This is a genomic window from Leptospira alstonii serovar Sichuan str. 79601, from assembly GCF_000347175.1.
GTDB classification, from domain to species: domain Bacteria; phylum Spirochaetota; class Leptospiria; order Leptospirales; family Leptospiraceae; genus Leptospira; species Leptospira alstonii.
Map to the genome: position 1 here is coordinate 175,384 of NZ_ANIK01000028.1, position 20,216 is coordinate 195,599.

A 20,216-nucleotide genomic window follows, 5' to 3' on the forward strand; every position below is an offset into this window, starting at 1 on the left:
TCCGCGATCCAAATGTGTCCCTCCTGATCCGATCCTCCTTTTTTAACGGAGGGTTTTAAAACTGGAAGTAAATAAATTCACCGCCGCCGTCTCCAAAAACTCCTAGGAGCAAAAGCAAAATAACGCTCAATGTAGGAATCAAGATCATGGAACGTTTTTCTATCTTTTCCATAAGTTGAGGAAAATACTGGAACGCGTTGAAACCGATTGTCAGGAAGATGAACAGAAGAAGCTCTTCCCAACGAGGAAGGATTTTTCCGGAAAATAAATTTTTAAAGCCGCCGATCAACTCGAATATGAGCGTAAGCGAGTTTTTTCCTGCGGAACCCGATCGAAAAAAAATGCCTGAAAACGCGAATAAGTTTACAGTGATCGTATTTCTCAAAAAACGAACGGCTTTTGACGGGGCTGCGTTCGGCGTATGTTTCGGTTCTAAAATTCTTTCTACCGCGAGGACGATACCTAAGTACGCCCCCCAAAGAATGAAGGCGATATTGGCTCCGTGCCAAAGTCCTCCCAAACACATCGTAAGGAATAGATTCCACTGGGATCTGAATTCTCCTTTTCTGCTTCCCCCGAGAGGAATGTAGATATAATCCCTAAGCCAAGTGGACAACGTTACGTGCCATCTCCCCCAAAATTCTCGAAAAGAGAAGGATAGAAAAGGTCCCCGGAAATTTTCCGGAATCTCATATCCGAGTAAAAATGCGGAGCCTCTCGCGATGTCCGTATAACCGGAAAAGTCGCAGTAAACCTGACATATAAAACCGAGCGTCGCGATGTAAATCGAAGCCGCGTGGTATAGACCCGGTTCTGCATAAAGAGGGGATATGATTCCGGCGATAGAATCCGCGAGGACCGATTTTTTAAACAGACCGAAGATCAAGAGAAAGATCCCTTGTTTCATTCCGTGTTTGTCGATGGAAGGATGATCGAGTTTCGGTAAGAAGTCGGCGGATCTCATGATCGGCCCCGCTATCAGTTGAGGGAAAAATAATATAAACAAAAAGTAATCGCCCGAACCGATTCTGTTCGGTATCAAATCTCTGTGAATGTCCACTTGGAGCGCGATCAACTGGAACGTGTAAAAGCTGATCGCCAACGGAAGAAGAATTTCCACGGAGGTTCCGAGTTTTTGCCAGAGTTCCATTCCGGTCGTCGAACTTAGGGAATCCATTAAGAAATAATAATATTTGAATGAAGCGAGGTTGATCGCGTTCAATACGATCGCAAATTTGAGAAGTCCGCTCGTCGACTTTCCCTTTTCTTTGTTTTCCCAGAGTTTGATCGAAAAGTAATAGTTGATTCCGATCACGATAAGAAAATGAATTAGAAACGCGATATGGGAATAGCCGTAGAATACGACGGAGGAAACGAGGAGGACCTTCTTTTTCGCAGGTCCGTCCACGTTCCAATAGATCAAATAAGTGATTAGGAATAAGAATAGAAAGGGTAAGGAATTGAATAACATCGATATATCGGAAAATAGATTCTAAATTTCTAATGGACTTTAGTAAGACCAGAGATAGAGAAAACGAACCTGTCTTCCTGTTCCGAGAATTTTTGAAATCGCCGAATCCGGTCTTAACTCGGGAGATTGAACCTGATAGAAGTTCGCTCTTTTGTCGGCGCTCTGGGAATAATAAATGATCCTCGGGCTCGTATTCCCCGGAGTTTTTTTATAACTCGGAAGAGCCATCGTTTCTTGTACCGCGTTGTCAAAGTAGCCGATCTTATCGATCAAACCGTGGTGAAGCGCTTGAGAGGCGGTGAAAATTCTACCGTCCGCGATCTTACGAAGTTCCGACGGATTTTTTCCGGGTCTTCCGTTCTTTACCACTTCGAAGAACTTTTCGAAAAGATCGTCCACGATGGATTGAAGCAATTTTCTTTGTTCGGGAGACAAATCTTCCAGAGGAGAACCGATGGTTTTGTTTCCACCGGAACGGATCGACTGATCCTTGATTCCGAGTTTATCCAAACCTTCCTTAACGTTCATTCCGGAAAGAATCACCCCGATCGAACCGGTGACCGATGTCGGATGAGCGATGACGAGGTCTGTAGCCATCGAAATATAATAGGCTCCGCTTGCCGCCGTATCCATAAAAAGAGAAACCACTGGAATTTTCTTTTTGGTTTTAAATTGAAGAATCTCTCTATAAAGAATGTCGCTCGCGGTTACGGAGCCGCCGGGAGAATTGATCTTTAAAATTACGGCTTTGATTTCCGGATCGAGTTCGGCGAGTTCGAGTTGTTTTTTGACACCCGCTAAAATCGAATCTTCTTGGCCGCCGAAAAAGGTTTTCTCTCCTTCGTCGCTGATGATCCCGTCGACGGGAATGATGAGAATTTTGTCTTCGTTTCTACCGGAGAGAAGTTTTTCCCTGAGTTCCGCTTTAGAGGATGGTCCGCCTAAATTGGCGTTCACCGGAATATAACAATTGAAAAGAAAAAGGCTTAAAAAAACGGTATAGGTCCAAGTTAGAATCGAGTGTTTCAAAGAAATGCTCCTATGGAATCGTCAGTTTCCACTGACAAAGTAAGTTTTCAAATCTATTTTGTGGGAACTCCTACATGCCCGTATTTTACACTAAAATAACGTGAATTCAACGGTTGAAAGTTTGGGCGAATAAGAAACAACTCAATGTCGCACTTTCTAAGGAGCTATTTCTTATTTTTGATAAGGGCCAACGCTTTCGCATTTGAACTCAAGTTTAATATACACTGTTACACTAAATCTTTTGGTCATTAAAACTAAAACGCGGGAGTTCCCACAAAATGATGGAAAAGATTCTGAATTCCCCAAAAGTTTGCGGTCGTGTCTGAAATTTTTAGCGAACGATCCCGATTGAAATTTACCGAGAACGGAGAACAAATTCTTTCTTGGAATTGGAAACATCCCTTGAGTGGGAAGGAGTTGGAAATAATCTCCGGGTATAACGAAAGGGAACGTTTCTTCGGTTCCGGTTCCTATCTGATGTATCCCTGGGTCAATCGTCATACCGACGATAAAATTCTGCTCGGAGAAGAATGGATTTCACTTTCTTCCATCGGAACTAAGGACAGGAACGGATATCCTTCCCACGGACTTGCCTATTCTTGGAAACGAAAGATCATTCAAAAGGCGGATGACTCGATCGAATTTGAACTTTGTCCGGAACAAGGATTACTGGATTCTTTTTTAGGAAAGGTGATCGTTCGGGAAATTTATTCCCTTCGGAGAGTTTTGGACGAAGAAGTGATCACTCTCAAAACCTCTTTTCTGAACCGCAACCCGTTTCCTTTTCGATTTTGTTATGGTTATCACCCTTATTTTCGAATGAAATCCGATCGATTTCCTTGTGTTCTTCGGTCTAATCTTTCGAAACAGATTCCTTTACGAGAAGATTTGATTCCAGAGTATCCGATCTGCGGAAGAGAAACGGATCGATTTACATTGGACAACATTCCCTCTTTGGATTCTCTTTTTTTTGGAGAGAACGGGTGGGTTCTTTTACAAGTTCCGGATGACTTTTATCAAGTTCGTATTCGATCGAACATTTTGAGCGAGGACGATATACGACTTTCGTACTTTCAAATTTACACGGACTTGGATCGAAATTCCATCGCAATCGAACCGATGAGTGCGCCGGGAAACGCATTTCCAAACGACTTTTCTTTGACGACCATTCTTCCTGAAGAAGAAAAGAGCGGATGTTTTCAAATTCTGCTTTCCGCGTTGTGAGACTTTTTGAAAACTTTCGCGAAAGAAATTTCTTTTTTGTAATGTTTACGTTTTTCTTACGGCAGAACAAAAGAGATGTGATCGCGTTGATAAAATCGTACCCGATCGGAAGGAGCGAAGTGTAAGAATCTTATGTTCGCATTCTTCTTGACAGAAAGGGGTCGATTTTCAGTCTAAACAAACAGGAAACCAGACACAAATGAGTAAACCCTTAATCGTTCAGAGTGATAGAACTATGCTTTTGGAGGTGGATAATCCCGAATTTGAAGCCTGTCAGAGTATCGTTTCCAAATTTGCTGAATTAGAAAAAAGTCCGGAATACCTTCACACGTATAGAATTTCTCCTCTTTCTCTTTGGAACGCCGCATCGATTAAGATGACGGCGGACGAAATCGTAGAATGTTTGGAGAAGTTTTCCAGATACTCCGTTCCGAAAAACATCGTAAACGAAATCCGAGAACAGATCAGTCGTTACGGAAAAGTAAAACTCGTCAAGGAAGAATCCGGAGAACTCGCAATTCTCTCCAACGAAAAGGGATTTCTTCAAGAAATCGGAAATCATAGGGCGGTTCAACCGTTCATCGAATCCACATTCCCCGATAAAATTTATATCAAGAAAGAATACCGCGGTCATATCAAACAAGCTCTGATCAAAATCGGCTTTCCCGTGGAAGATCTCGCCGGTTACGACGAGGGAAATAAATACGGATTTAACTTAAGACCGGAAAGTATCAGCGGTAAAAAGTTCGGAATGCGGGATTATCAAAGAGCTTGTGTGGAAGTATTTCACGCGGGCGGCGGTAACGAGGGCGGTTCCGGAGTTGTGGTCCTTCCTTGTGGTGCGGGGAAAACCATCGTAGGCATCGGAGTGATGCAGATCGTGGGCGCGGAAACCCTGATTCTCGTCACAAACACACTTTCTATCCGTCAGTGGAGAAACGAAATTCTGGATAAAACCGATATTCCACCCGAAGACATCGGGGAATATTCCGGTGAAGTCAAAGAAATTCGTCCGATCACGATCGCTACCTACAACATTCTTACGCATAGAAAGAAGAAAGGCGGGGACTTTACCCACTTTCATTTATTCAGTGCGAACAATTGGGGACTGATCGTTTACGACGAAGTCCACTTACTTCCCGCTCCGGTCTTTCGGATGACGTCGGAACTACAGGCAAAAAGAAGACTCGGATTGACCGCGACCCTAGTAAGAGAGGACGGTTTGGAAGAAGACGTGTTCTCGCTCATCGGACCGAAAAAATACGACGTTCCCTGGAAGGAGCTCGAGAGTAAGTCTTGGATTGCAGAGGCGAAATGTAAGGAAATCCGAGTCAACATGGAGGACGATCTGCGTCTTAAGTATTCCATCGCGGACGACCGGGAAAAATTCAGGCTCGCTTCCGAAAATCCGGAAAAGATGAAGGCGATCGATCTCATCATGAAAAAACATTCGGAGTCGCATTTGCTCGTGATCGGACAATACATCAATCAGCTGGAAGAAATATCAAAGAAGTTTAATGTTCCTCTGATTACGGGTAAAACCCCTCTTCCGGAAAGGCAGACTTTGTACGATGCTTTCCGTTCCGGACAAATCAAATCTCTCGTAGTGAGTAAGGTTGCGAACTTTTCGATCGACCTTCCGGATGCGAACATCGCCATTCAGGTTTCGGGAACATTCGGTTCCAGACAGGAAGAAGCGCAGAGATTGGGTCGAATCCTCCGGCCGAAGGGACACGATAACACGGCGGTTTTCTATTCTCTCATTTCGAGAGATACGAACGAAGAACGTTTCGGTCAGAATCGCCAGTTGTTTCTTACGGAGCAGGGATACGAATACGAAATTTATACTCTGGATCAATTCCGGGAAGCTCAGGAAGAATTGGCTCAGTTGCAGCTCAATAACGTTTGATTGTTTTCCGCGCGGAAAACGATCAAATCGAGAACGGATCAAAGTTAAAACCAAAAAGGGGAATAGAATGGATCTCAGCGCAAAAAGGCTGAACGTCATCGAACCTTCTCCCACACTCGTAATTACCGCAAAGGCGAACGAGTTGAAAAAAAAGGGAGAGGATATTGTCAGTTTCGGAGCCGGAGAACCGGATTTCGAAACTCCGTCCCATATCAGAGACGCCGCAAAAAAAGCGATCGATAAGGGCATGACGCGTTATACGGCTGTTTCCGGAACGGTTGAACTGAAAGAGGCGATCGTCCATAAATTCAAAAGAGACAACGGACTCGATTATGATAAGAGTCAAGTCATCGCAGGAACCGGCGGAAAACAAGTCATCTACAATTACTTTCTGGCGACTTTAAACGCGGGAGACGAGGTAATCATTCCGGCCCCGTATTGGGTGAGTTATGCAGATATCGTTCGTTTGGCGGAAGGGTTACCCGTAATCGTTACGACTACTCCGGAAAGTAACTTTCAAATCACTCCGGAACAATTGAAGAAGGCCATCACTCCTAAGACCAAATGTCTGATCTTAAATTCTCCATCCAATCCTACGGGAGCCGGGTATTCTAAAAAAGATCTGGAGGCTCTCGGAGAAATCGTGCTTTCTTCCGGGATACAAGTCATGAGCGACGATATCTACGAAAAGATCGTCTACGACGGATTCGTATTTTACAATCTCGCGATGTTGTCCCCCGAACTCAAAAAACAAACCTTTGTGATCAACGGCGTTTCTAAAACCTATGCGATGACCGGTTGGAGAATCGGTTACGGAGCCGGAGATATCAGTGTCGTTAAAAACATGGAGACGATCCAAAGTCAGTCCACTTCCAACCCGTCTTCGATTTCCCAGGCGGCGGCGCAAGCCGCGATCGCAGGAGATCAGTCTTGTGTGGAAGAGATGAGGAAGGCGTTCGAAGCCAGAAGAAACCTCGTCGTTTCTCTGTTAAACGCGATTCCGGGAGTGAAGTGCAATAACCCTCAGGGTGCGTTTTACGTGTTTCCGTATTTGACGGACGTTTACAAGACTCCCGGTTTTGAAAAACTGAAAAAAGAAACTTCCGAAACTTCTCTGAGTAAAATCTTTTGCGGCGTTTTATTAGAAAAATATAAAGTAGCCGCCGTTCCGGGAATCGCTTTCGGGGAAGACAAAGCTCTCAGACTTTCCTACGCGATGGGAGAAGCGGATATTAAACGCGGCGTGGAAAGAATCGGCGAAATGATACGGGACCTGAGCAAGTAGGCGATGAGACGGATCGTTCTGATCCTAATCTTTTTTACGGCTGTTCCTTATGCCTGGGGAGATCGGTTGGTTCTTAAACCGAATTCCCCTCTCTATCTATTCCCCGATAAAAAATCGGAAATTCTTCGCCGTCTCGGTTTCGGGGAAGTCGTTCAAAGTAAAAACGAAAAACAAAACGATCGCAACTTTCGGTTTGTATCCGATTCCTCAGGACTCAGCGGTTGGGCCGAAACTCAAGTTCTCTTCGATATGAAAGAAAGAGGGAGTTATAAGGTGATCGTACGTTCCATCGATCGGATGTTGTATTCCGCGAATACGGGTCTTACCGAACTCGAATCCGTTTTTCAGTATTTAAGCGCCTTGGAAGAAAACGAGATTTATCACGGAGAAGAATATATTTATCTGAAAATCAGAAGAACGATCGTCTTGGTCAGAATATTAGAAATCTTGCAAGAAGGAGAAAATAAACGCAGGGAATCCAAGTTGCTCGATTATCTTTCCAAAAACCCGGAAGAAATCGTTCCCGGAGAAAAGGGAAAACCGGCCAAAGTCAATCCGGAAGCGTTCTGGAAAATCGGGGAAGAGTTCAGAGATAAAGGTCCGGGAGATTTTGCAGCGTTTCTCGGAGTCAAACACACCCCGGAGACGAATTGTAAAAGGGACGTTTTTTGTTTTTTAAACGACGAGAAAAAAAGAAGGATCCGTTATCTGCAGCTCAATCCGAACGGAAACTACGCGAACGTATTTGCCGGTCAGATTTCCAAAAGACTCGAAATATTGACGAAAGATCCCGAGACGATTCAATGCGGTCAGGTAGGATCCAAAAAGGAAATCTACGAATCTTTCCGCAAGGATCTTCAGTCGCTTCCGTATCGATACGGAAAAAAATATCATAATTTTCTAAAGATCATCCAAAAAGAATGCCTTCCGTAGATTTGAGTTTTCGTAAGATCGATTTTCAAAACGAGAAATTTCTTTCTCCGGTCTGCGGTCCGATTCTCGTTTTACACGGACTTTTCGGTTCATCTAAAAATTGGTTGAGCGTGGGTAATTTCTTAAGCCGATACGCGGACGTGTATCTGATGGACCTCCGAAATCACGGAGACTCTCCGCATTCTTCCCAACATTCTCTCGCTTCCATGGTGGAGGATATGGAAACCTGGATCACAAAACGGAAAATAGAAAAACCGGCGATCCTCGGACATTCCATGGGAGGACTCGTGGCGATGGGTTTTGCATTAAAGAATCCGAATATTCCTTCTTTATTATTCGTGGAGGATATCGCTCCCAAGGACTACCCGTTTCATTACGAAAGCGAACTCGCCTGTTTTAGAACCGACGTTTCCGTTTTTAAGTCCAGACAGGAAATCGATTCGGTTCTGACAAAAATTCTTCCCGATCCGTTTATCCGAAACTTTTTAGAGATGAATCTGGAACGTCTCGAAAACGGAGGTTACTATTGGAAACTCAACGTGGAAGGAATTGCAAGTTCTCCGAGGTTGTTACAGGATTTTTTCAGCAAATACGAAAAAAGTCCTTATTCGGGAAAGACGTATTTTATCACGGGTCAAAATTCGAAATACTTTCTCAAAGAAGACATCGAGGTCGCTCGAAATTTATTTCCCAATTCCAAGTTCTACGGAATTCCAGGCGGAGATCATTATATCCATTTCACTAAGGCTTCCGAGTTTCGAAAAATCGTAGAATCTATTTTTGAGAAGTCAGACGATTCTGAATTTGTAATAAACTGAATCCGAGCAGAAAACAGGTTCCGATTCCGAACGGAACGAGGAGCGTAAAACCGGAGCCGGTCAATTTTCCGAAAAGGAGCGTAAAAATCGGAGTGGTTCCGATCGCCAAAGAAGCGAAGGAATCTTTTAAATTTTGCATATAAGAAAAATATCGTATTCTTCCGCTCAAGAAAATCGCGACGATCGGACCTACCGTATAAGAAGAGATCGACAAACCCAACTCCACAAGACCGGTTTTTCTTCCGGCCGTTAAAAAAAGCGGAAGTAGGGAACTCAAAAGAAGAATCATTCCCCAGAATAAACTCAAAACCCCCGGACCGAACTTTGAAATTCCCAAATCCACTTTGGTTGTTAAGGAAAGCGAATTGATCGAACTGGACAAGGTGGACATCGCGGAAGCCAAAATCGCGGCCAACAAAAACCCCGTGATCGGAGAAGGCACTTCCTCCAAAATAAACTTGGAAAATACCTTGTCTTTGTGAAGAACGGAACCTTCATAATAAAAATATAATAGAATTCCGATGCTTAAGAACAATACGAATTGAAAGAAAACGAAAACTCCCGAGAAGATCATCGCCTTTTTGGCGTCCGATTCGGATCGGCAAGCGAGGACTCTTTGAACGAACATCTGATCGACTCCGTGTGTTCCCAATGTCAAAAGAATCCCTCCGATGATGGCGGTCGGTATAAAATACGCGGAAGAAAAATCACTCCATTCAAAAATTCTTAACTTGTTCGCCTGATTTGCATTTTGGATCAGACCGGAAACGTCGAAACCTCTTTCCAAAAGTAGATAACCCAGGAAAAAAAAAGCGAAAATCCCTCCGATTATGTAGATCAAAAATTGAATGGAATCCACCCAAACGACGGAACGAAACCCTCCTTGAACCGTATACAAAATCGTAATTCCCGAAATCAAAAGCAGACTCAGAATTTCAATCTGCAACGTAGACGTTTTGAAAGAGCCGTATTGTTTTAAAAACACTTCGAGTAATATCGCGACCGGAATCGCGGACGCGTACATTCTCACTCCGTCTCCTAAAATTCGTGTGAGCTTAAAAAGAAAGGTGACCGTCTTTTGCGAAACTTTTCCATAACGAATTCCCACCCATTCGTAAACGGAAATAAAACCCGACTTGTAATACATGGGAATGAAAAGTTCGGCTACGATGATCCTTCCTAAAACAAATCCCAAACCGAGTCCTAGAAAGGTGAGATTGCCGGAATAACTGAGTCCCGGAACGTTCAAAAAGGTTAGAGTTGAAGTTTCCGTGGCGACGATCGAAAAACTCAGGGGAACCCAGGAAAGTTCTCTTCCGGCGAGAAAGTAGGAGGAAGAATCCTTGTCTTTTTTTCTAGAAGTAAACCATCCTGAAAAAAGAACCAGAGCGACATATAAAAGTAAAACGATCAGATCTAAAAATGAAAAGTGCATAATCAGGCAGAATTCACTCCAGTACGAGCCGGAAAACTCTTTTTCCTTTAACTACCGTTTCTTAAAATTTAGGAACCGGATTCGATTCATGCACGCTTTTATAAGCGGACGCTCGCATTTCGCAGCAGTTCCAACATTTTATAAAAATCGGTTCGAACGATTTCACTTCCTTTCGTTTGATCTCCGCAATCGGTCGATTTGAAAATCCGGATTTCGGAAACCGAAAATCAAATGACGATTTGATTCGGAGAGAAATCGTGGTCCTAACTTTTACGATCGTTTAACGATCGGTTTCCACTTTTTATGCCTTCGATTCGACAGTATTCCATTTGTGTTCCCGGAACCTCCGCCAATTTAGGTCCCGGCTTCGATCTATTCGGTCTTGCGTTTAAAATTTATAACGATTTCCAATTTCAATTTCATCCGGGAGAAGAATTCAAAATTTCCGTAAAGGGGAAGGAGATCCTTCCTTTCGGCCCCGACGAGGATTTCGTGATTTCTTCGTATCGTTCCTACTTTCGGAAATTTTTGCCCGGCAAAGAGCCCGTTGCCTATTCTGTGCTCATGGATCTAAAACTTCCTATAAAAGGCGGGCTCGGTTCCAGCGCGAGCGCGGCCGTCGCCGGAGTTTGTGCCGCAAGATTTGCACATAAGAATTTTTATCCCAAAATTCCTCTTCCCAAAGAAAACGAATTTTTATTTCACCTCGGTCAGATCGAAGGGCATCCGGATAATACGATTCCCGCTTATTTGGGAGGTTTTGTGTTTGCATATTTCAACGGAGAACGTTTGGAGTATGTCAAAAAGAAATTTCCAAAGAGGGTGCGTTGTTTTTTGATCGTGCCTAACTTGGAAACTTCCACACATCAATCCAGGAAAATACTTCCGAGTTCTTATTCCACCGAAGATGTGATCTTCAACATGAGTCGTGTCGCTACGTGGATGGAATTTCTGGATTCGGGGAAAGTTTCTCTTTTGAAACTCGCGCTGGAGGATCGACTTCACACTCCGTATCGGATGCACTCTGAGTTCGAACTGAATCCTCTTTTGATCGAAATAAGGCAGAACTTAATCGGATATTCGCTTTCCGGAAGCGGACCTTCCGTACTTTTATTTTCGGAGCGCAACAAGGCGATTCGAGTCGAAAAGATTCTCAAAGAAAAGATGGCGGAGTTTGTCCAAAAAACTCATTTCAACTGTCAGATTCTTTCCTTAAAAGTGGAAGAGAGCGGAATTTTAGAGTTCTCAAAAGACATTCAAATTCGCTAATTTATTCCTCCGATTCTTCCTTTTCCTCTTTACCGAATGCGTAGAGTCCTTTTTTAATCGGAGTTTTGCGGTTGAGTCCCGGATGAATTTTCGTGATCGTAAAAATGAATCGCATTCTTTCCTTTCCGAAGTTGTTTACAAAAAATTCGGAGGAAAGACTGATTTCGAAATACTGGGTCATTCTTTCTTTGACTACCTTGTCCGAAATCCGAAAGTCCGCATTTTTACCGATCACTTCGTAGCTGTCCAGTTTTTCAGCAGATTCCATTTTGGAGAACGTGGGCATTCCCGGGGGTTTGAACAATACGGGAGAATTTCGTAATATTTGAATTTCGTAATCTTCCGAGTCTTTCGCTTTTTTAAGATTAAATATCAGATGATTGTCGGAGATTGCGTTGCAATACGTTCGAATGTTTCCGGAAGTCTGTCCCACGCTAAATCGAATGTTCCTCTGACTTTCGGAAACCACGAGTAAAAATCTGTCCCCTTCTTCGGGTGGGGTGCCGATTCCGGCGCTTCCTTTTTTGATCGCCGGATAAATGACTTCTCCGAAAAACAAAAAGATTAGACCAGTAAACGCCGCCAAACCCGCAAAGATCAAAAAAACGTCCAGACCGACCGTATAAATAAGACCGAGAGTAAAAAACAAACTTCCTCTTTATCGTCTTACATCGATTTTGTGATCGGTCGAGTTTTCGCTCATTCTGGAGCGTATCATCATGGAAAGAAGATTCTTCATTTGTTCGGGACTGATTACTTGATTCATTCTTTCTTCAAAGGACACAGGGGAAGGTTTCATGACAAGTTTTTCCGGTTTGATTTCATTTTCGGATTTTGTCTTCGATTCTGAAATTTTTACGACCTTCGCTTGGGAGTTTGTCTCTGTCGATATCGGTTCCGCTTCTTTACGGAATTGGAACAACGAAAAAGGTTGGATCGTAAGTCCTGTTACATTCATAAACCCAAACCTCCTTGAAATACGAATCGGATCGTTTGGATCCGAAAGTTTCTCTATTAAAACTATCGGTAATAGAGGATTTACTTTAGTTTTTTTTCGGTTTTTTTTACTCCTCAAGCGATATTTTTCACCGGAACTTTTAAACCGGGAAGCGGATGATTTCTAAAAAGTGCAGGAAAGAGAGTTTGAATTTATCGTTTGCCAGTCTACCTCAGATTTCTAAATTGGCAGTAGGGAAACTTAAGTTGCCGTTTTTCTAACCATCGGAGGAAATATTTCCATGCAAGACATAATCGAAAAATTAAAAGCAAAGGAATCCAGGCCTTTACTCATACTCTCGGCCGTTTTTTTGATCTATATCGCTTTTACGATTCTTCCGCTCGTTTCTTATTTTTCTCCGGAAGGAGTGGTTCAAATTAACGGTAAAAATTATACCATCAAAGACGTTGAAAACGAGAATCCTCGGGTTGCCCGTAAATTTTATGCGGAAACCAACGATCGTCTGTATCGTGTTCTCTCCGAATTCGCGAGTAAAAAAGTGGTCTCACTCGCCGCAAAGGAGCGTAACGTTTCCGAAAAAGAACTTTTAGAACCTGCAGGTTCCGCTCCGAGTGTCGAAGAAATGCGCGCTATCTACGAGCAATACAAAAATTCACCGGCTCTTAAGGGTAAATCTTTCGATCAGGTTAAGTCCGAAATCGAAAATCATCTCGTTTCCCAAAAAAAAGAAGAAGCGAGAAATTCTCTCTTCGGCCAACTTCGCAATCAATACAATATTTCCGTAAAAGTTAAAGAACTTCCTCCTCTCAGAGACGATACGATTCTCGCAGGAAACAATCCTTCCGTCGGACCTGAAAAAGCGAAAGTTACCATTATCGAATTCTCCGATTTTGAATGCCCTTTTTGCAAAAGAAGTCAGGATGTAAACGTTCAGTTGAGAGCGAAGTACAAGGATCAAATCCGCTGGGTGTTTAGAGACTATCCTCTTTCTTTTCACCCGAACGCGATGTTCGCTCATATCGCCGCGAACTGCTCCGCTCCTCAGGGAAAATACTGGGAATTCTTCAAAGTGCTTTTTGATAATTCCGGTAATCTTCCAAAGGAAAGAGTATTGGATTTAGCAAGAGGAGCGGGCCTGGATATGAAAACGTTCAGCCAGTGTGTGAACGATGCCGAGGTCCGTAAGGAAGTGGAAGCGGATATGGCCGAAGGCGAAAAATACGGAGTCAGCGGAACTCCCGCTTTTTTTATCAATGGGATTATGGTAGAAGGTGCGCAACCGATGGAAGCGTTTACCAAAGTGATCGATCAGGAACTTAAAAATTAAAATCAGAAAAATAGGAGTCAGCCAGATATGAGTAAGACGGTGAAAGTCGCTGTTACAGGCGCCGCTGGGCAAATTGGGTATTCTCTACTTTTTAGAATTGCTTCCGGACAAATGTTCGGGGCCGATACTGCGGTGGAAATTCAGATGCTTGAATTGGAAGCTGCGATTCCGGCGGCAAAAGGTGTAATCATGGAATTGGAGGACTGCGCGTTTCCTCTTCTTCAAAAAGTGACCGTATCTTCCGATTTAGACACCGCCTTCAAGGATATCAACTGGGCGCTGTTAGTCGGTTCCGTTCCTAGAAAAGCGGGAATGGAAAGAGGCGATCTTCTCAAAATCAACGGAGGAATTTTCGTAAATCAGGGAAAGGCGATCGAAAAGAACGCGGCTTCCGATGTGAGAATTCTCGTGGTTGGGAATCCTTGTAATACCAATTGTCTGATCGCTATGAACAACGCAAAAGGAATCCCCGGAGATCGTTGGTTTGCGATGACTAAATTGGATGAAAACAGAGCCAAGTCGCAACTCGCTTCCAAGGCGGGAGTTCCCGTAAAAGAAGTCACTCATTTGGGGATTTGGGGAAACCATTCCTCCACGCAATATCCCGATTTTTACAACGCAAAGATTTCCGGAAAACCGGCAACCGACGTAATCTCCGATCACGATTGGTTAAAGGGAGATTTCATTAAAAACGTTCAGCAAAGAGGAGCCGAAATCATCAAAGCAAGGGGGGCCTCTTCTGCGGCGAGCGCAGCAAACGGAGTCGTGGATACGGTTCGTGGTATTCTCACCCCGACCGCATCTGGAGACGCTTTTTCTGCAGCGATCGTTTCCGACGGATCGTACGGAGCTGAAAAAGGACTGATCTTCGGATTTCCTTTGAAGTCCGACGGAAAGAAAGTGGAAATCATCCAAGGACTTCCTTTGAACGATTTTGCAAAAGAGAAATTCAAGATCACTCACGACGAACTCGTTTCCGAAAGAAACGAAGTAAAGGAAATGCTTTAAATTCGAAAGAGAGGTTTTTTGAACCTGAATCCGTCTACGTTTTTCCAAAAAACCTCTTTCGTTTTGGAATCCTTAAAAAAGGATTTCCTATTTAGATCCCTGGAAGTTCCTTCCGGGGTCGATTTATCTTCCAACGATTATCTCGGACTTACTCGCCATCCAAAACTCATCCAAAGTCTGAAAGAAGGTCTGGATCTTTACGGAGCCGGTTCCGGCGCCTCTCGTTTGGTGAGCGGGCACAGGGATTCTTTTGAAACCGCAGAGCAAGCTTGTTCGGAATGGACTGGAACGGAAACGTCTCTTTGGGTTGCGAACGGTTACGCGGCTAATCTGGGACTTATCTCTTGTATCGCAAACGCAAAGTCGGAAATCTTTACGGACCGACTCAATCACGCTTCGATTTTGGACGGAATTCGTCTATCGGGCGCCGAGAAAACATATTATAAACATCTAAACTTGTATCATCTCGAAGAACTTCTTCAAAAGTCCAAAAGAAAAGAAAAGGTCATCGTTTCCGAAACCGTATTCAGCATGGACGGAGATTTTGCGCCGATTTCAGATCTTCTCTATCTCAAAAAAAAATACGATGCGGTTTTGATTTTGGACGACGCTCATGGAATCGGAGTTTTTGGACCGAAGGGAGAAGGGAGAGTTGCGCAGATTTTAGGTCCCGATAAAATGGGAGAAGTGGACTTTATCACTTATACGAGTGGAAAGGCTTTAGGTCTGGAAGGTGCTTGGATCGGAACTTCCCAGACCGGAAAAGAGTTTCTGGTCAACAAGATGAGAACTTTTATCTATTCCACGGCTCCGATGCCCGCAATCGCATACGCGGTTCCTACCGCCGTTTCGATCGTAAAATCGATGGAAATAGAAAGAGAAAATCTTTTAAAACGAGCGAGTCGTTTTCGTAATTCGCTGGAAACCAAAAATTATCCGAAAACCGGTTCCGAATCACAGATTGTACCGGTCTTGTTTCCGTCCGAAAAAACGGTATTGGAAACCGCTGAGATTTGTAGAAATAACGGGCTTCACGTCAAAGCGATCCGTCCTCCGACCGTGAACGTCCCCAGACTTCGAATCAGTATTCATTCCGATACGACGCAATCTACATTAGAGAAATTGATTTCTCTTTTACCGGAGTTTTGATGGCGGTATTTATCGGAGCTACGGGAACGGATGTGGGTAAAACCCTCTTCAGTTCCCTCATCTTGGGAAAATACGGCAAGTCCTTGGGACTCAAGTATTTCAAACCCGTTCAGACCGGGAACGATAGCGATCGTGTTACCATGATGCAACTTACCGGTCTTCACGAAAGTTACTTTCTAAAGAACTATTATTCCTTGGCCTTTGCCGGGTCTCCTCATTATTCATCGGAGTTGGAGGGTGTGGAAATCGATTCGGACGAACTATCCAGGCATCTTTACAGCATTCGAGACGAAAAAATCATCGTGGAAGGTGCAGGCGGACTTCTCGTTCCCTTGACTCGGAAGACTCTCACATTGGAAGTGATTCGTCAGTCGGAGATTCCGTTGATTTTGGTAGCTCCCGTTTCCTTAGGTGCGATCAATCAAACTCTCCTTTCAATCGAAGCGGCCCGAAATCGAAATATCGACCTGAAAGGAATTTATTTTATAGGAATTCCCGACAGAACCACGAACGATAACATTCGAACGATCACGGAATTGAGCGGGACGGTTTGTCTTGGAAATTTCTTTTTGAATTCTAAAGAAAAAATAAGCCGCGAACGTTTTCAAAACGAATATCTTCCTCAATTCGATTCTGAAGAATGCGTAAAAAAAATACTCCTATGATTTGGTATCCGTTCACTCCCCAGTTCGAACTCGATTTACCCTTAAAGATAAAAAGCGCCAAGGGAGAATTTTTGTATGACGAGCAGGGAAATTCCTATATAGACGCGATCTCTTCCTGGTGGGTGAGTATTCACGGGCACAACCATCCTAAAATCATTCAAGCCGTTAAGGATCAGTTGGATAAACTCGATCACGTTTTGCTGGCAGGGTTCACACACGACCCAGCCGAAAAACTCGCGAGTGAACTCTTAAAAATTACGGAGGGTTTGTTTCATTGGGTTCTCTATTCCGATAACGGATCTACGGCTGTGGAGATCATGATCAAACTCGCATATCAATATTTTCAAAATACGGGAGAATCGAGTCGAAGAATATTCGTAAAATTTAATGCTTCTTATCACGGAGATACGATAGGCGCCATGAGCGTCGGAGGAAACTCCGTTTTCAACCGGGTATTTCAAGAACTGATGTTTCCTACGGAAGAATTTGCAAGTCCTAACTGCAGTTTTTGTCCTGTGGGAAAAAAGCCGGATTCTTGTAACGTGGAATGCGTAGACTCCATAGAAGAGTTTTTTCAAAAGAATCCTCAAACCGTCGCCGGGATCGTTATCGAACCTTTGATTTTAGGTTCGGGGGGAATGGTCTTTTATAAGGAAGAAGTTCTTCAAAGACTCGAAACCGTCGCTAAAAAATACGGAGCCTTACTTTTAGTGGACGAGGTTTTTACGGGATTTGGAAGAACCGGTTCCCTTTTCGCGTATCAAAAGGCCGGGATTAAGCCCGATTTGGTTGCAATGGCAAAGGGTTTGAGCGCTGGTGCGGCCGCTATCGCTGTAACTTTGGCAACGGATCGAATTCATTCCGCGTTTGTGACTCCCGAACCGGAAAAAGGATTTTATCACGGACATACGATGACCGGAAATCCGATTGCTTGTTCTGCCGCTCTTGCTTCCATAGAACTTTTTTTTGCGGAGAATCGTCTGCATCAAATCGCAGGATTGGAATCCAAACTCAAGGTCGGTTTAAAAAAAATAGCGGAAGAATTTCCGAAAGCGGTTCGGGATTGCCGGGTTTTAGGAGCCGTCGGCGTTTTGGAATTGGAAGTAGGAAACGAAAGCGGTTATAGTTATCCGGGAAACAAAATTCTCAAGAAAAAGTTTTTGGAAAAGAAAGTGTTACTTCGTCCTTTGGGAAACGTGATTTATCTTACTCCCCCGTACAGTATCCAAGATTCTTCCTTGGAAAAAGTGTTTTGGGCGATTCGGGAAACACTCTCGGAAATTTCCCTTGGGAATTAGACTTTTCAAGAAAACTCCCTCGCTTGAATCTGTCTGAAGAATGTCCACAACACTCAAAGCAGCTGAAAAAATATTTTCCGAAATTCCAAGCGTGATCACCAAAGAAGAAGGTTTGGAAATTCTAAGCGGTTCCGTTCCGTTGACGACCTGTTTGGACAAGGCGTTTCAAGAAAGAAGTCGATACTTCTACGATAAGGTTAGAATTCATATCTTGGATAATATCAAAAACGGTTATTGTCCGGAAGACTGCGGTTATTGCGCTCAAAGAAAAAACGCAAACTCCGGAGTCAGGGAATACCCGATGAAGTCCGAAGCGGAGATTTATGAGGACGCGGTTCAGGCGAAAAAGAACGGGGCGTATCGTTTTTGTATGGTGACTTCCGGAACGGGTCCGAATCGGCCGACCACCGAAAAACTTGCTTCTACGATTCGACGGATCACGGACGAACTCGGTATGAAGGTTTGTTTGTCCGCCGGGCTTTTGGACGAGGAAAAGGCTCAGCTTTTAAAAGCCGCGGGTTTGGATCGTTACAATCATAACCTCAATACTTCCGAAAACCATTATTCGGAAATCTGTGACACTCATACGTATCTGCAAAGAGCGGAAACCTTGGGTTCCGTTTCTAAGGCGGGAATCGGAATGTGCAGCGGCGTCATCGTAGGAATGGGAGAAACCCTTCGAGATATCGTGGATGTCGCTTTTGAACTCAAGTCTTTTCGAGTCATTTCGATTCCGGTGAACTTTTTTATTCCCGTCAAAGGACACGCGATCAAAAATCCGAGTGTTTTAACTCCGGAACTCTGTGTGAGAATTCTATGCCTTTTTCGTTTGGTGAATCCGGATTCGGAGATTCGAATCGCAGCGGGAAGAGAAGGGCATCTCAGAAGTCTTTCCGCAACGGCCTTGTTTGCGGCCAATTCAATATTCTCCTCCGGTTACCTGAACGTAAAGGGTTCTGAGATCGCCGAGACGGTTGCGATGATTCGTGACGCCGGTTTTGTCCCCGAACTCGCGGATGGAGGAGTTCTTCCGGAAGATTCCGAGACGGAAGGGTTGTATTCGGAGAAGAACTTCCCGGAACTTTATAAATTTAAGAAACCTTGAACGTTTAAAAACGACGGTTAGAACCTTCAAAAAAAGCTGATTTTGGTATTTTTTAAGCTTTCCCGGCAACTTTTTTTTATTAAATTGAGTCTTAGAACAATGTAGGTTGTTATACGCCGATTTGCGTTACGAACGTTCGGATCGGAGTTTAAAAAAAAAGCGGAGTTCGGTTTAAAAACGAAACTTCGACAAAAAGTGAAAAGTTTGATTTTCAAATAGGAGCCGCGTTATGTGTCTTGTTATTTGGATTTTGAAGTAAAAAAATTTGAAAAACAATTTGGAAATGTCGGAGCGAGAATGTTTTTTTCGAGTCTGAAAAAGAGTCGTTCGTTTTTTTAGAATCGATTGAAAGACTGAATTGATCTAAAAATCTGACATTACTGGAGTTTAATGGATGAAATATAAAATAGAAATCAATAAGCTAAAAAACGGTTATATAGAAGCGAAACTGATTGATACTGCCTCCAATAATCCTATCGAGTTCAGAATCTGTGATTCGGAGGATTATCTGCAAGCTCAGATTGCGGATTGGCACAAACGTTTTCATATGAAAGAACCTCAGGAACAGTAGTAGATTTTTGGCAAAGCATTTTTCCATTGTTTCTTTGCTTTTTCTTTTTATCTCCTGTTCCTCCCTGCTTAAAAAATCGTACATAGATGATTACTCAAGTCCCGACTTCGAATGCTGGTCCGGGGCGGGATACCGTTCCGCGGAAACGTTCGAACAGTACCGAAATCTTTGGCTCAAAATGAGAAATATCTATCGCGAAGAGAATCAAAGAATTAAAACCGCAAGCGTGGTTTTTGTAGGGAACTCTTTGATTCAGTTGTTTCCAAATGAAATTCTAACGAAGGAATTTCCGGGTGCGGTCAACCGAGGAATCGGCGGGGATATAACGGAACTACTCTTGGAAAGATTGGACGAGGACGTGGTTTCCTTAAATCCAAAGGCGATCGTTTTGGAAATTGGGGGAAACGATCTCATCCAAGGAAAATGTCTCCATTTGATTGAAAATAACTTGGTCAAAATTTTGGACAAGCTTACTCAATCGCTTCCCAACGCAAAAATAGTGATCCTGGGAATCCCTCCAGTCCGAACTCAGAATTTGAACCGAGTTTCTCCCGTGATCAATCTGGCTTGGGTCTCAATCATTCAGTCTTATAAAAACGTCGTTTTTTTGGACAACTGGCAATGGCTCAGAGAAAAGGATAGGCCGATTCTTCGTCAGGAATTCTGGCTTGAAAAAGATAAAATCCACTTGAATGAAAACGCATACAAGGTCTGGGTCGAAAAATTAAAACCGATTCTTTTGCCTTATCTCTAAAAGGAAAA

19 protein-coding genes are annotated in these 20,216 nt (G+C 43.5%); 14 read left to right on the plus strand and 5 right to left on the minus strand.

The window, feature by feature from the left end:
- Positions 1 to 55: 55 nt before the first annotated feature.
- Positions 56 to 1,471 carry an MBOAT family O-acyltransferase gene (locus LEP1GSC194_RS06620; protein WP_020772926.1) on the minus strand — a complete coding sequence of 472 codons (1,416 nt, stop codon included), beginning with the start codon at positions 1,469 to 1,471 and terminating at the stop codon, positions 56 to 58.
- 39 nt (positions 1,472 to 1,510) lie between these two features.
- Positions 1,511 to 2,500 carry a signal peptide peptidase SppA gene (gene sppA, locus LEP1GSC194_RS06625; protein ID WP_020772897.1) on the minus strand — a complete coding sequence of 330 codons (990 nt, stop codon included), beginning with the start codon at positions 2,498 to 2,500 and terminating at the stop codon, positions 1,511 to 1,513.
- Between the two features lie 318 nt (positions 2,501 to 2,818).
- Here sppA and LEP1GSC194_RS06630 point away from each other — a divergent pair, with 318 nt between their 5' ends.
- The 5 genes from LEP1GSC194_RS06630 (at position 2,819) to LEP1GSC194_RS06650 (ending at position 8,669) form a co-directional block, all read left to right on the plus strand.
- Positions 2,819 to 3,724 (plus strand): aldose 1-epimerase, encoded by a 906-nt coding sequence (locus LEP1GSC194_RS06630; RefSeq protein ID WP_017808959.1) that lies wholly within the window; start codon positions 2,819 to 2,821, stop codon positions 3,722 to 3,724.
- A 199-nt stretch (positions 3,725 to 3,923) separates the two neighbouring features.
- Positions 3,924 to 5,633: a DNA repair helicase XPB gene (locus tag LEP1GSC194_RS06635; RefSeq protein ID WP_020772934.1), complete on the plus strand. Its 1,710-nt coding sequence runs from the start codon at positions 3,924 to 3,926 to the stop codon at positions 5,631 to 5,633.
- 67 nt (positions 5,634 to 5,700) lie between these two features.
- The gene (locus LEP1GSC194_RS06640; protein ID WP_020772765.1) at positions 5,701 to 6,918 is read left to right on the plus strand and encodes a pyridoxal phosphate-dependent aminotransferase; all 1,218 of its coding nucleotides are present in this window, start codon (positions 5,701 to 5,703) and stop codon (positions 6,916 to 6,918) included.
- A gap of 3 nt (positions 6,919 to 6,921) precedes the next feature.
- Positions 6,922 to 7,851, plus strand: coding sequence for a hypothetical protein (locus LEP1GSC194_RS06645; RefSeq protein ID WP_020772836.1), 930 nt, complete (start codon positions 6,922 to 6,924; stop codon positions 7,849 to 7,851).
- Positions 7,839 to 8,669, plus strand: a complete 831-nt coding sequence (locus LEP1GSC194_RS06650; RefSeq protein ID WP_017809269.1) for an alpha/beta fold hydrolase — start codon at positions 7,839 to 7,841, stop codon at positions 8,667 to 8,669. The genes LEP1GSC194_RS06645 and LEP1GSC194_RS06650 overlap by 13 nt, the downstream gene beginning before the upstream one ends.
- Here the strand turns inward: LEP1GSC194_RS06650 and LEP1GSC194_RS06655 are convergent.
- Positions 8,626 to 10,104, minus strand: coding sequence for a sodium:solute symporter family transporter (locus LEP1GSC194_RS06655; RefSeq protein ID WP_020772888.1), 1,479 nt, complete (start codon positions 10,102 to 10,104; stop codon positions 8,626 to 8,628). The genes LEP1GSC194_RS06650 and LEP1GSC194_RS06655 overlap by 44 nt on opposite strands.
- 303 nt (positions 10,105 to 10,407) lie before the next feature.
- Here LEP1GSC194_RS06655 and thrB point away from each other — a divergent pair, with 303 nt between their 5' ends.
- The gene (thrB, locus tag LEP1GSC194_RS06660; RefSeq protein WP_017809271.1) at positions 10,408 to 11,373 is read left to right on the plus strand and encodes a homoserine kinase; all 966 of its coding nucleotides are present in this window, start codon (positions 10,408 to 10,410) and stop codon (positions 11,371 to 11,373) included.
- A 1-nt stretch (position 11,374) separates the two neighbouring features.
- Here the strand turns inward: thrB and LEP1GSC194_RS06665 are convergent, their stop codons facing one another.
- Both LEP1GSC194_RS06665 and LEP1GSC194_RS22180 read right to left on the minus strand, forming a co-directional pair.
- Entirely contained in the window at positions 11,375 to 12,022 is a 648-nt protein-coding gene (locus tag LEP1GSC194_RS06665; RefSeq protein ID WP_020772801.1) for a hypothetical protein, read from the minus strand.
- Between the two features lie 9 nt (positions 12,023 to 12,031).
- Positions 12,032 to 12,331 carry a hypothetical protein gene (locus tag LEP1GSC194_RS22180; protein ID WP_017808039.1) on the minus strand — a complete coding sequence of 100 codons (300 nt, stop codon included), beginning with the start codon at positions 12,329 to 12,331 and terminating at the stop codon, positions 12,032 to 12,034.
- A gap of 280 nt (positions 12,332 to 12,611) precedes the next feature.
- Here LEP1GSC194_RS22180 and LEP1GSC194_RS06675 point away from each other — a divergent pair, with 280 nt between their 5' ends.
- The 8 genes from LEP1GSC194_RS06675 to LEP1GSC194_RS06710 all read left to right on the plus strand — a co-directional run bounded on the left by LEP1GSC194_RS06675 (position 12,612) and on the right by LEP1GSC194_RS06710 (position 20,208).
- Complete coding sequence (locus tag LEP1GSC194_RS06675; RefSeq protein ID WP_020772877.1) at positions 12,612 to 13,658, plus strand: DsbA family protein; 1,047 nt, start codon at positions 12,612 to 12,614, stop codon at positions 13,656 to 13,658.
- Positions 13,659 to 13,685: 27 nt separating this feature from the next.
- A complete protein-coding gene (locus LEP1GSC194_RS06680; protein ID WP_020772761.1) occupies positions 13,686 to 14,666 on the plus strand; it encodes a malate dehydrogenase in 981 nt (326 codons plus the stop codon).
- An 18-nt stretch (positions 14,667 to 14,684) separates the two neighbouring features.
- Positions 14,685 to 15,815 carry an aminotransferase class I/II-fold pyridoxal phosphate-dependent enzyme gene (locus tag LEP1GSC194_RS06685; RefSeq protein WP_017807739.1) on the plus strand — a complete coding sequence of 377 codons (1,131 nt, stop codon included), beginning with the start codon at positions 14,685 to 14,687 and terminating at the stop codon, positions 15,813 to 15,815.
- Positions 15,815 to 16,480, plus strand: coding sequence for a dethiobiotin synthase (gene bioD, locus LEP1GSC194_RS06690; protein ID WP_020772847.1), 666 nt, complete (start codon positions 15,815 to 15,817; stop codon positions 16,478 to 16,480). Before LEP1GSC194_RS06685 ends, bioD begins: the two co-directional genes overlap by 1 nt.
- Positions 16,477 to 17,778, plus strand: coding sequence for an adenosylmethionine--8-amino-7-oxononanoate transaminase (gene bioA, locus LEP1GSC194_RS06695; protein ID WP_036041649.1), 1,302 nt, complete (start codon positions 16,477 to 16,479; stop codon positions 17,776 to 17,778). The genes bioD and bioA overlap by 4 nt, the downstream gene beginning before the upstream one ends.
- Before the next feature lie 40 nt (positions 17,779 to 17,818).
- Positions 17,819 to 18,883 (plus strand): biotin synthase BioB, encoded by a 1,065-nt coding sequence (gene bioB / locus LEP1GSC194_RS06700; RefSeq protein WP_020772905.1) that lies wholly within the window; start codon positions 17,819 to 17,821, stop codon positions 18,881 to 18,883.
- 394 nt (positions 18,884 to 19,277) lie between these two features.
- Positions 19,278 to 19,454, plus strand: a complete 177-nt coding sequence (locus LEP1GSC194_RS22560; protein WP_000875511.1) for a hypothetical protein — start codon at positions 19,278 to 19,280, stop codon at positions 19,452 to 19,454.
- 7 nt (positions 19,455 to 19,461) lie between these two features.
- Positions 19,462 to 20,208 (plus strand): GDSL-type esterase/lipase family protein, encoded by a 747-nt coding sequence (locus LEP1GSC194_RS06710; protein ID WP_020772749.1) that lies wholly within the window; start codon positions 19,462 to 19,464, stop codon positions 20,206 to 20,208.
- Positions 20,209 to 20,216 lie beyond the last annotated feature (8 nt).

What these genes read in the sequence shown, in the direction of transcription:
- LEP1GSC194_RS06620 (WP_020772926.1), bottom strand. Translation starts at nt 1,471, where the DNA reads ATGTTATTCAATTCCTTACCCTTTCTATTCTTATTCCTAATCACTTAT.
- LEP1GSC194_RS06635 (WP_020772934.1), top strand. Translation starts at nt 3,924, where the DNA reads ATGAGTAAACCCTTAATCGTTCAGAGTGATAGAACTATGCTTTTGGAG.
- LEP1GSC194_RS06640 (WP_020772765.1), top strand. Translation starts at nt 5,701, where the DNA reads ATGGATCTCAGCGCAAAAAGGCTGAACGTCATCGAACCTTCTCCCACA.
- LEP1GSC194_RS06645 (WP_020772836.1), top strand. Translation starts at nt 6,922, where the DNA reads ATGAGACGGATCGTTCTGATCCTAATCTTTTTTACGGCTGTTCCTTAT.
- LEP1GSC194_RS06650 (WP_017809269.1), top strand. Translation starts at nt 7,839, where the DNA reads ATGCCTTCCGTAGATTTGAGTTTTCGTAAGATCGATTTTCAAAACGAG.
- LEP1GSC194_RS06655 (WP_020772888.1), bottom strand. Translation starts at nt 10,104, where the DNA reads ATGCACTTTTCATTTTTAGATCTGATCGTTTTACTTTTATATGTCGCT.
- thrB (WP_017809271.1), top strand. Translation starts at nt 10,408, where the DNA reads ATGCCTTCGATTCGACAGTATTCCATTTGTGTTCCCGGAACCTCCGCC.
- LEP1GSC194_RS22180 (WP_017808039.1), bottom strand. Translation starts at nt 12,331, where the DNA reads ATGAATGTAACAGGACTTACGATCCAACCTTTTTCGTTGTTCCAATTC.
- LEP1GSC194_RS06675 (WP_020772877.1), top strand. Translation starts at nt 12,612, where the DNA reads ATGCAAGACATAATCGAAAAATTAAAAGCAAAGGAATCCAGGCCTTTA.
- LEP1GSC194_RS06680 (WP_020772761.1), top strand. Translation starts at nt 13,686, where the DNA reads ATGAGTAAGACGGTGAAAGTCGCTGTTACAGGCGCCGCTGGGCAAATT.
- bioD (WP_020772847.1), top strand. Translation starts at nt 15,815, where the DNA reads ATGGCGGTATTTATCGGAGCTACGGGAACGGATGTGGGTAAAACCCTC.
- bioA (WP_036041649.1), top strand. Translation starts at nt 16,477, where the DNA reads ATGATTTGGTATCCGTTCACTCCCCAGTTCGAACTCGATTTACCCTTA.
- bioB (WP_020772905.1), top strand. Translation starts at nt 17,819, where the DNA reads ATGTCCACAACACTCAAAGCAGCTGAAAAAATATTTTCCGAAATTCCA.
- LEP1GSC194_RS22560 (WP_000875511.1), top strand. Translation starts at nt 19,278, where the DNA reads ATGAAATATAAAATAGAAATCAATAAGCTAAAAAACGGTTATATAGAA.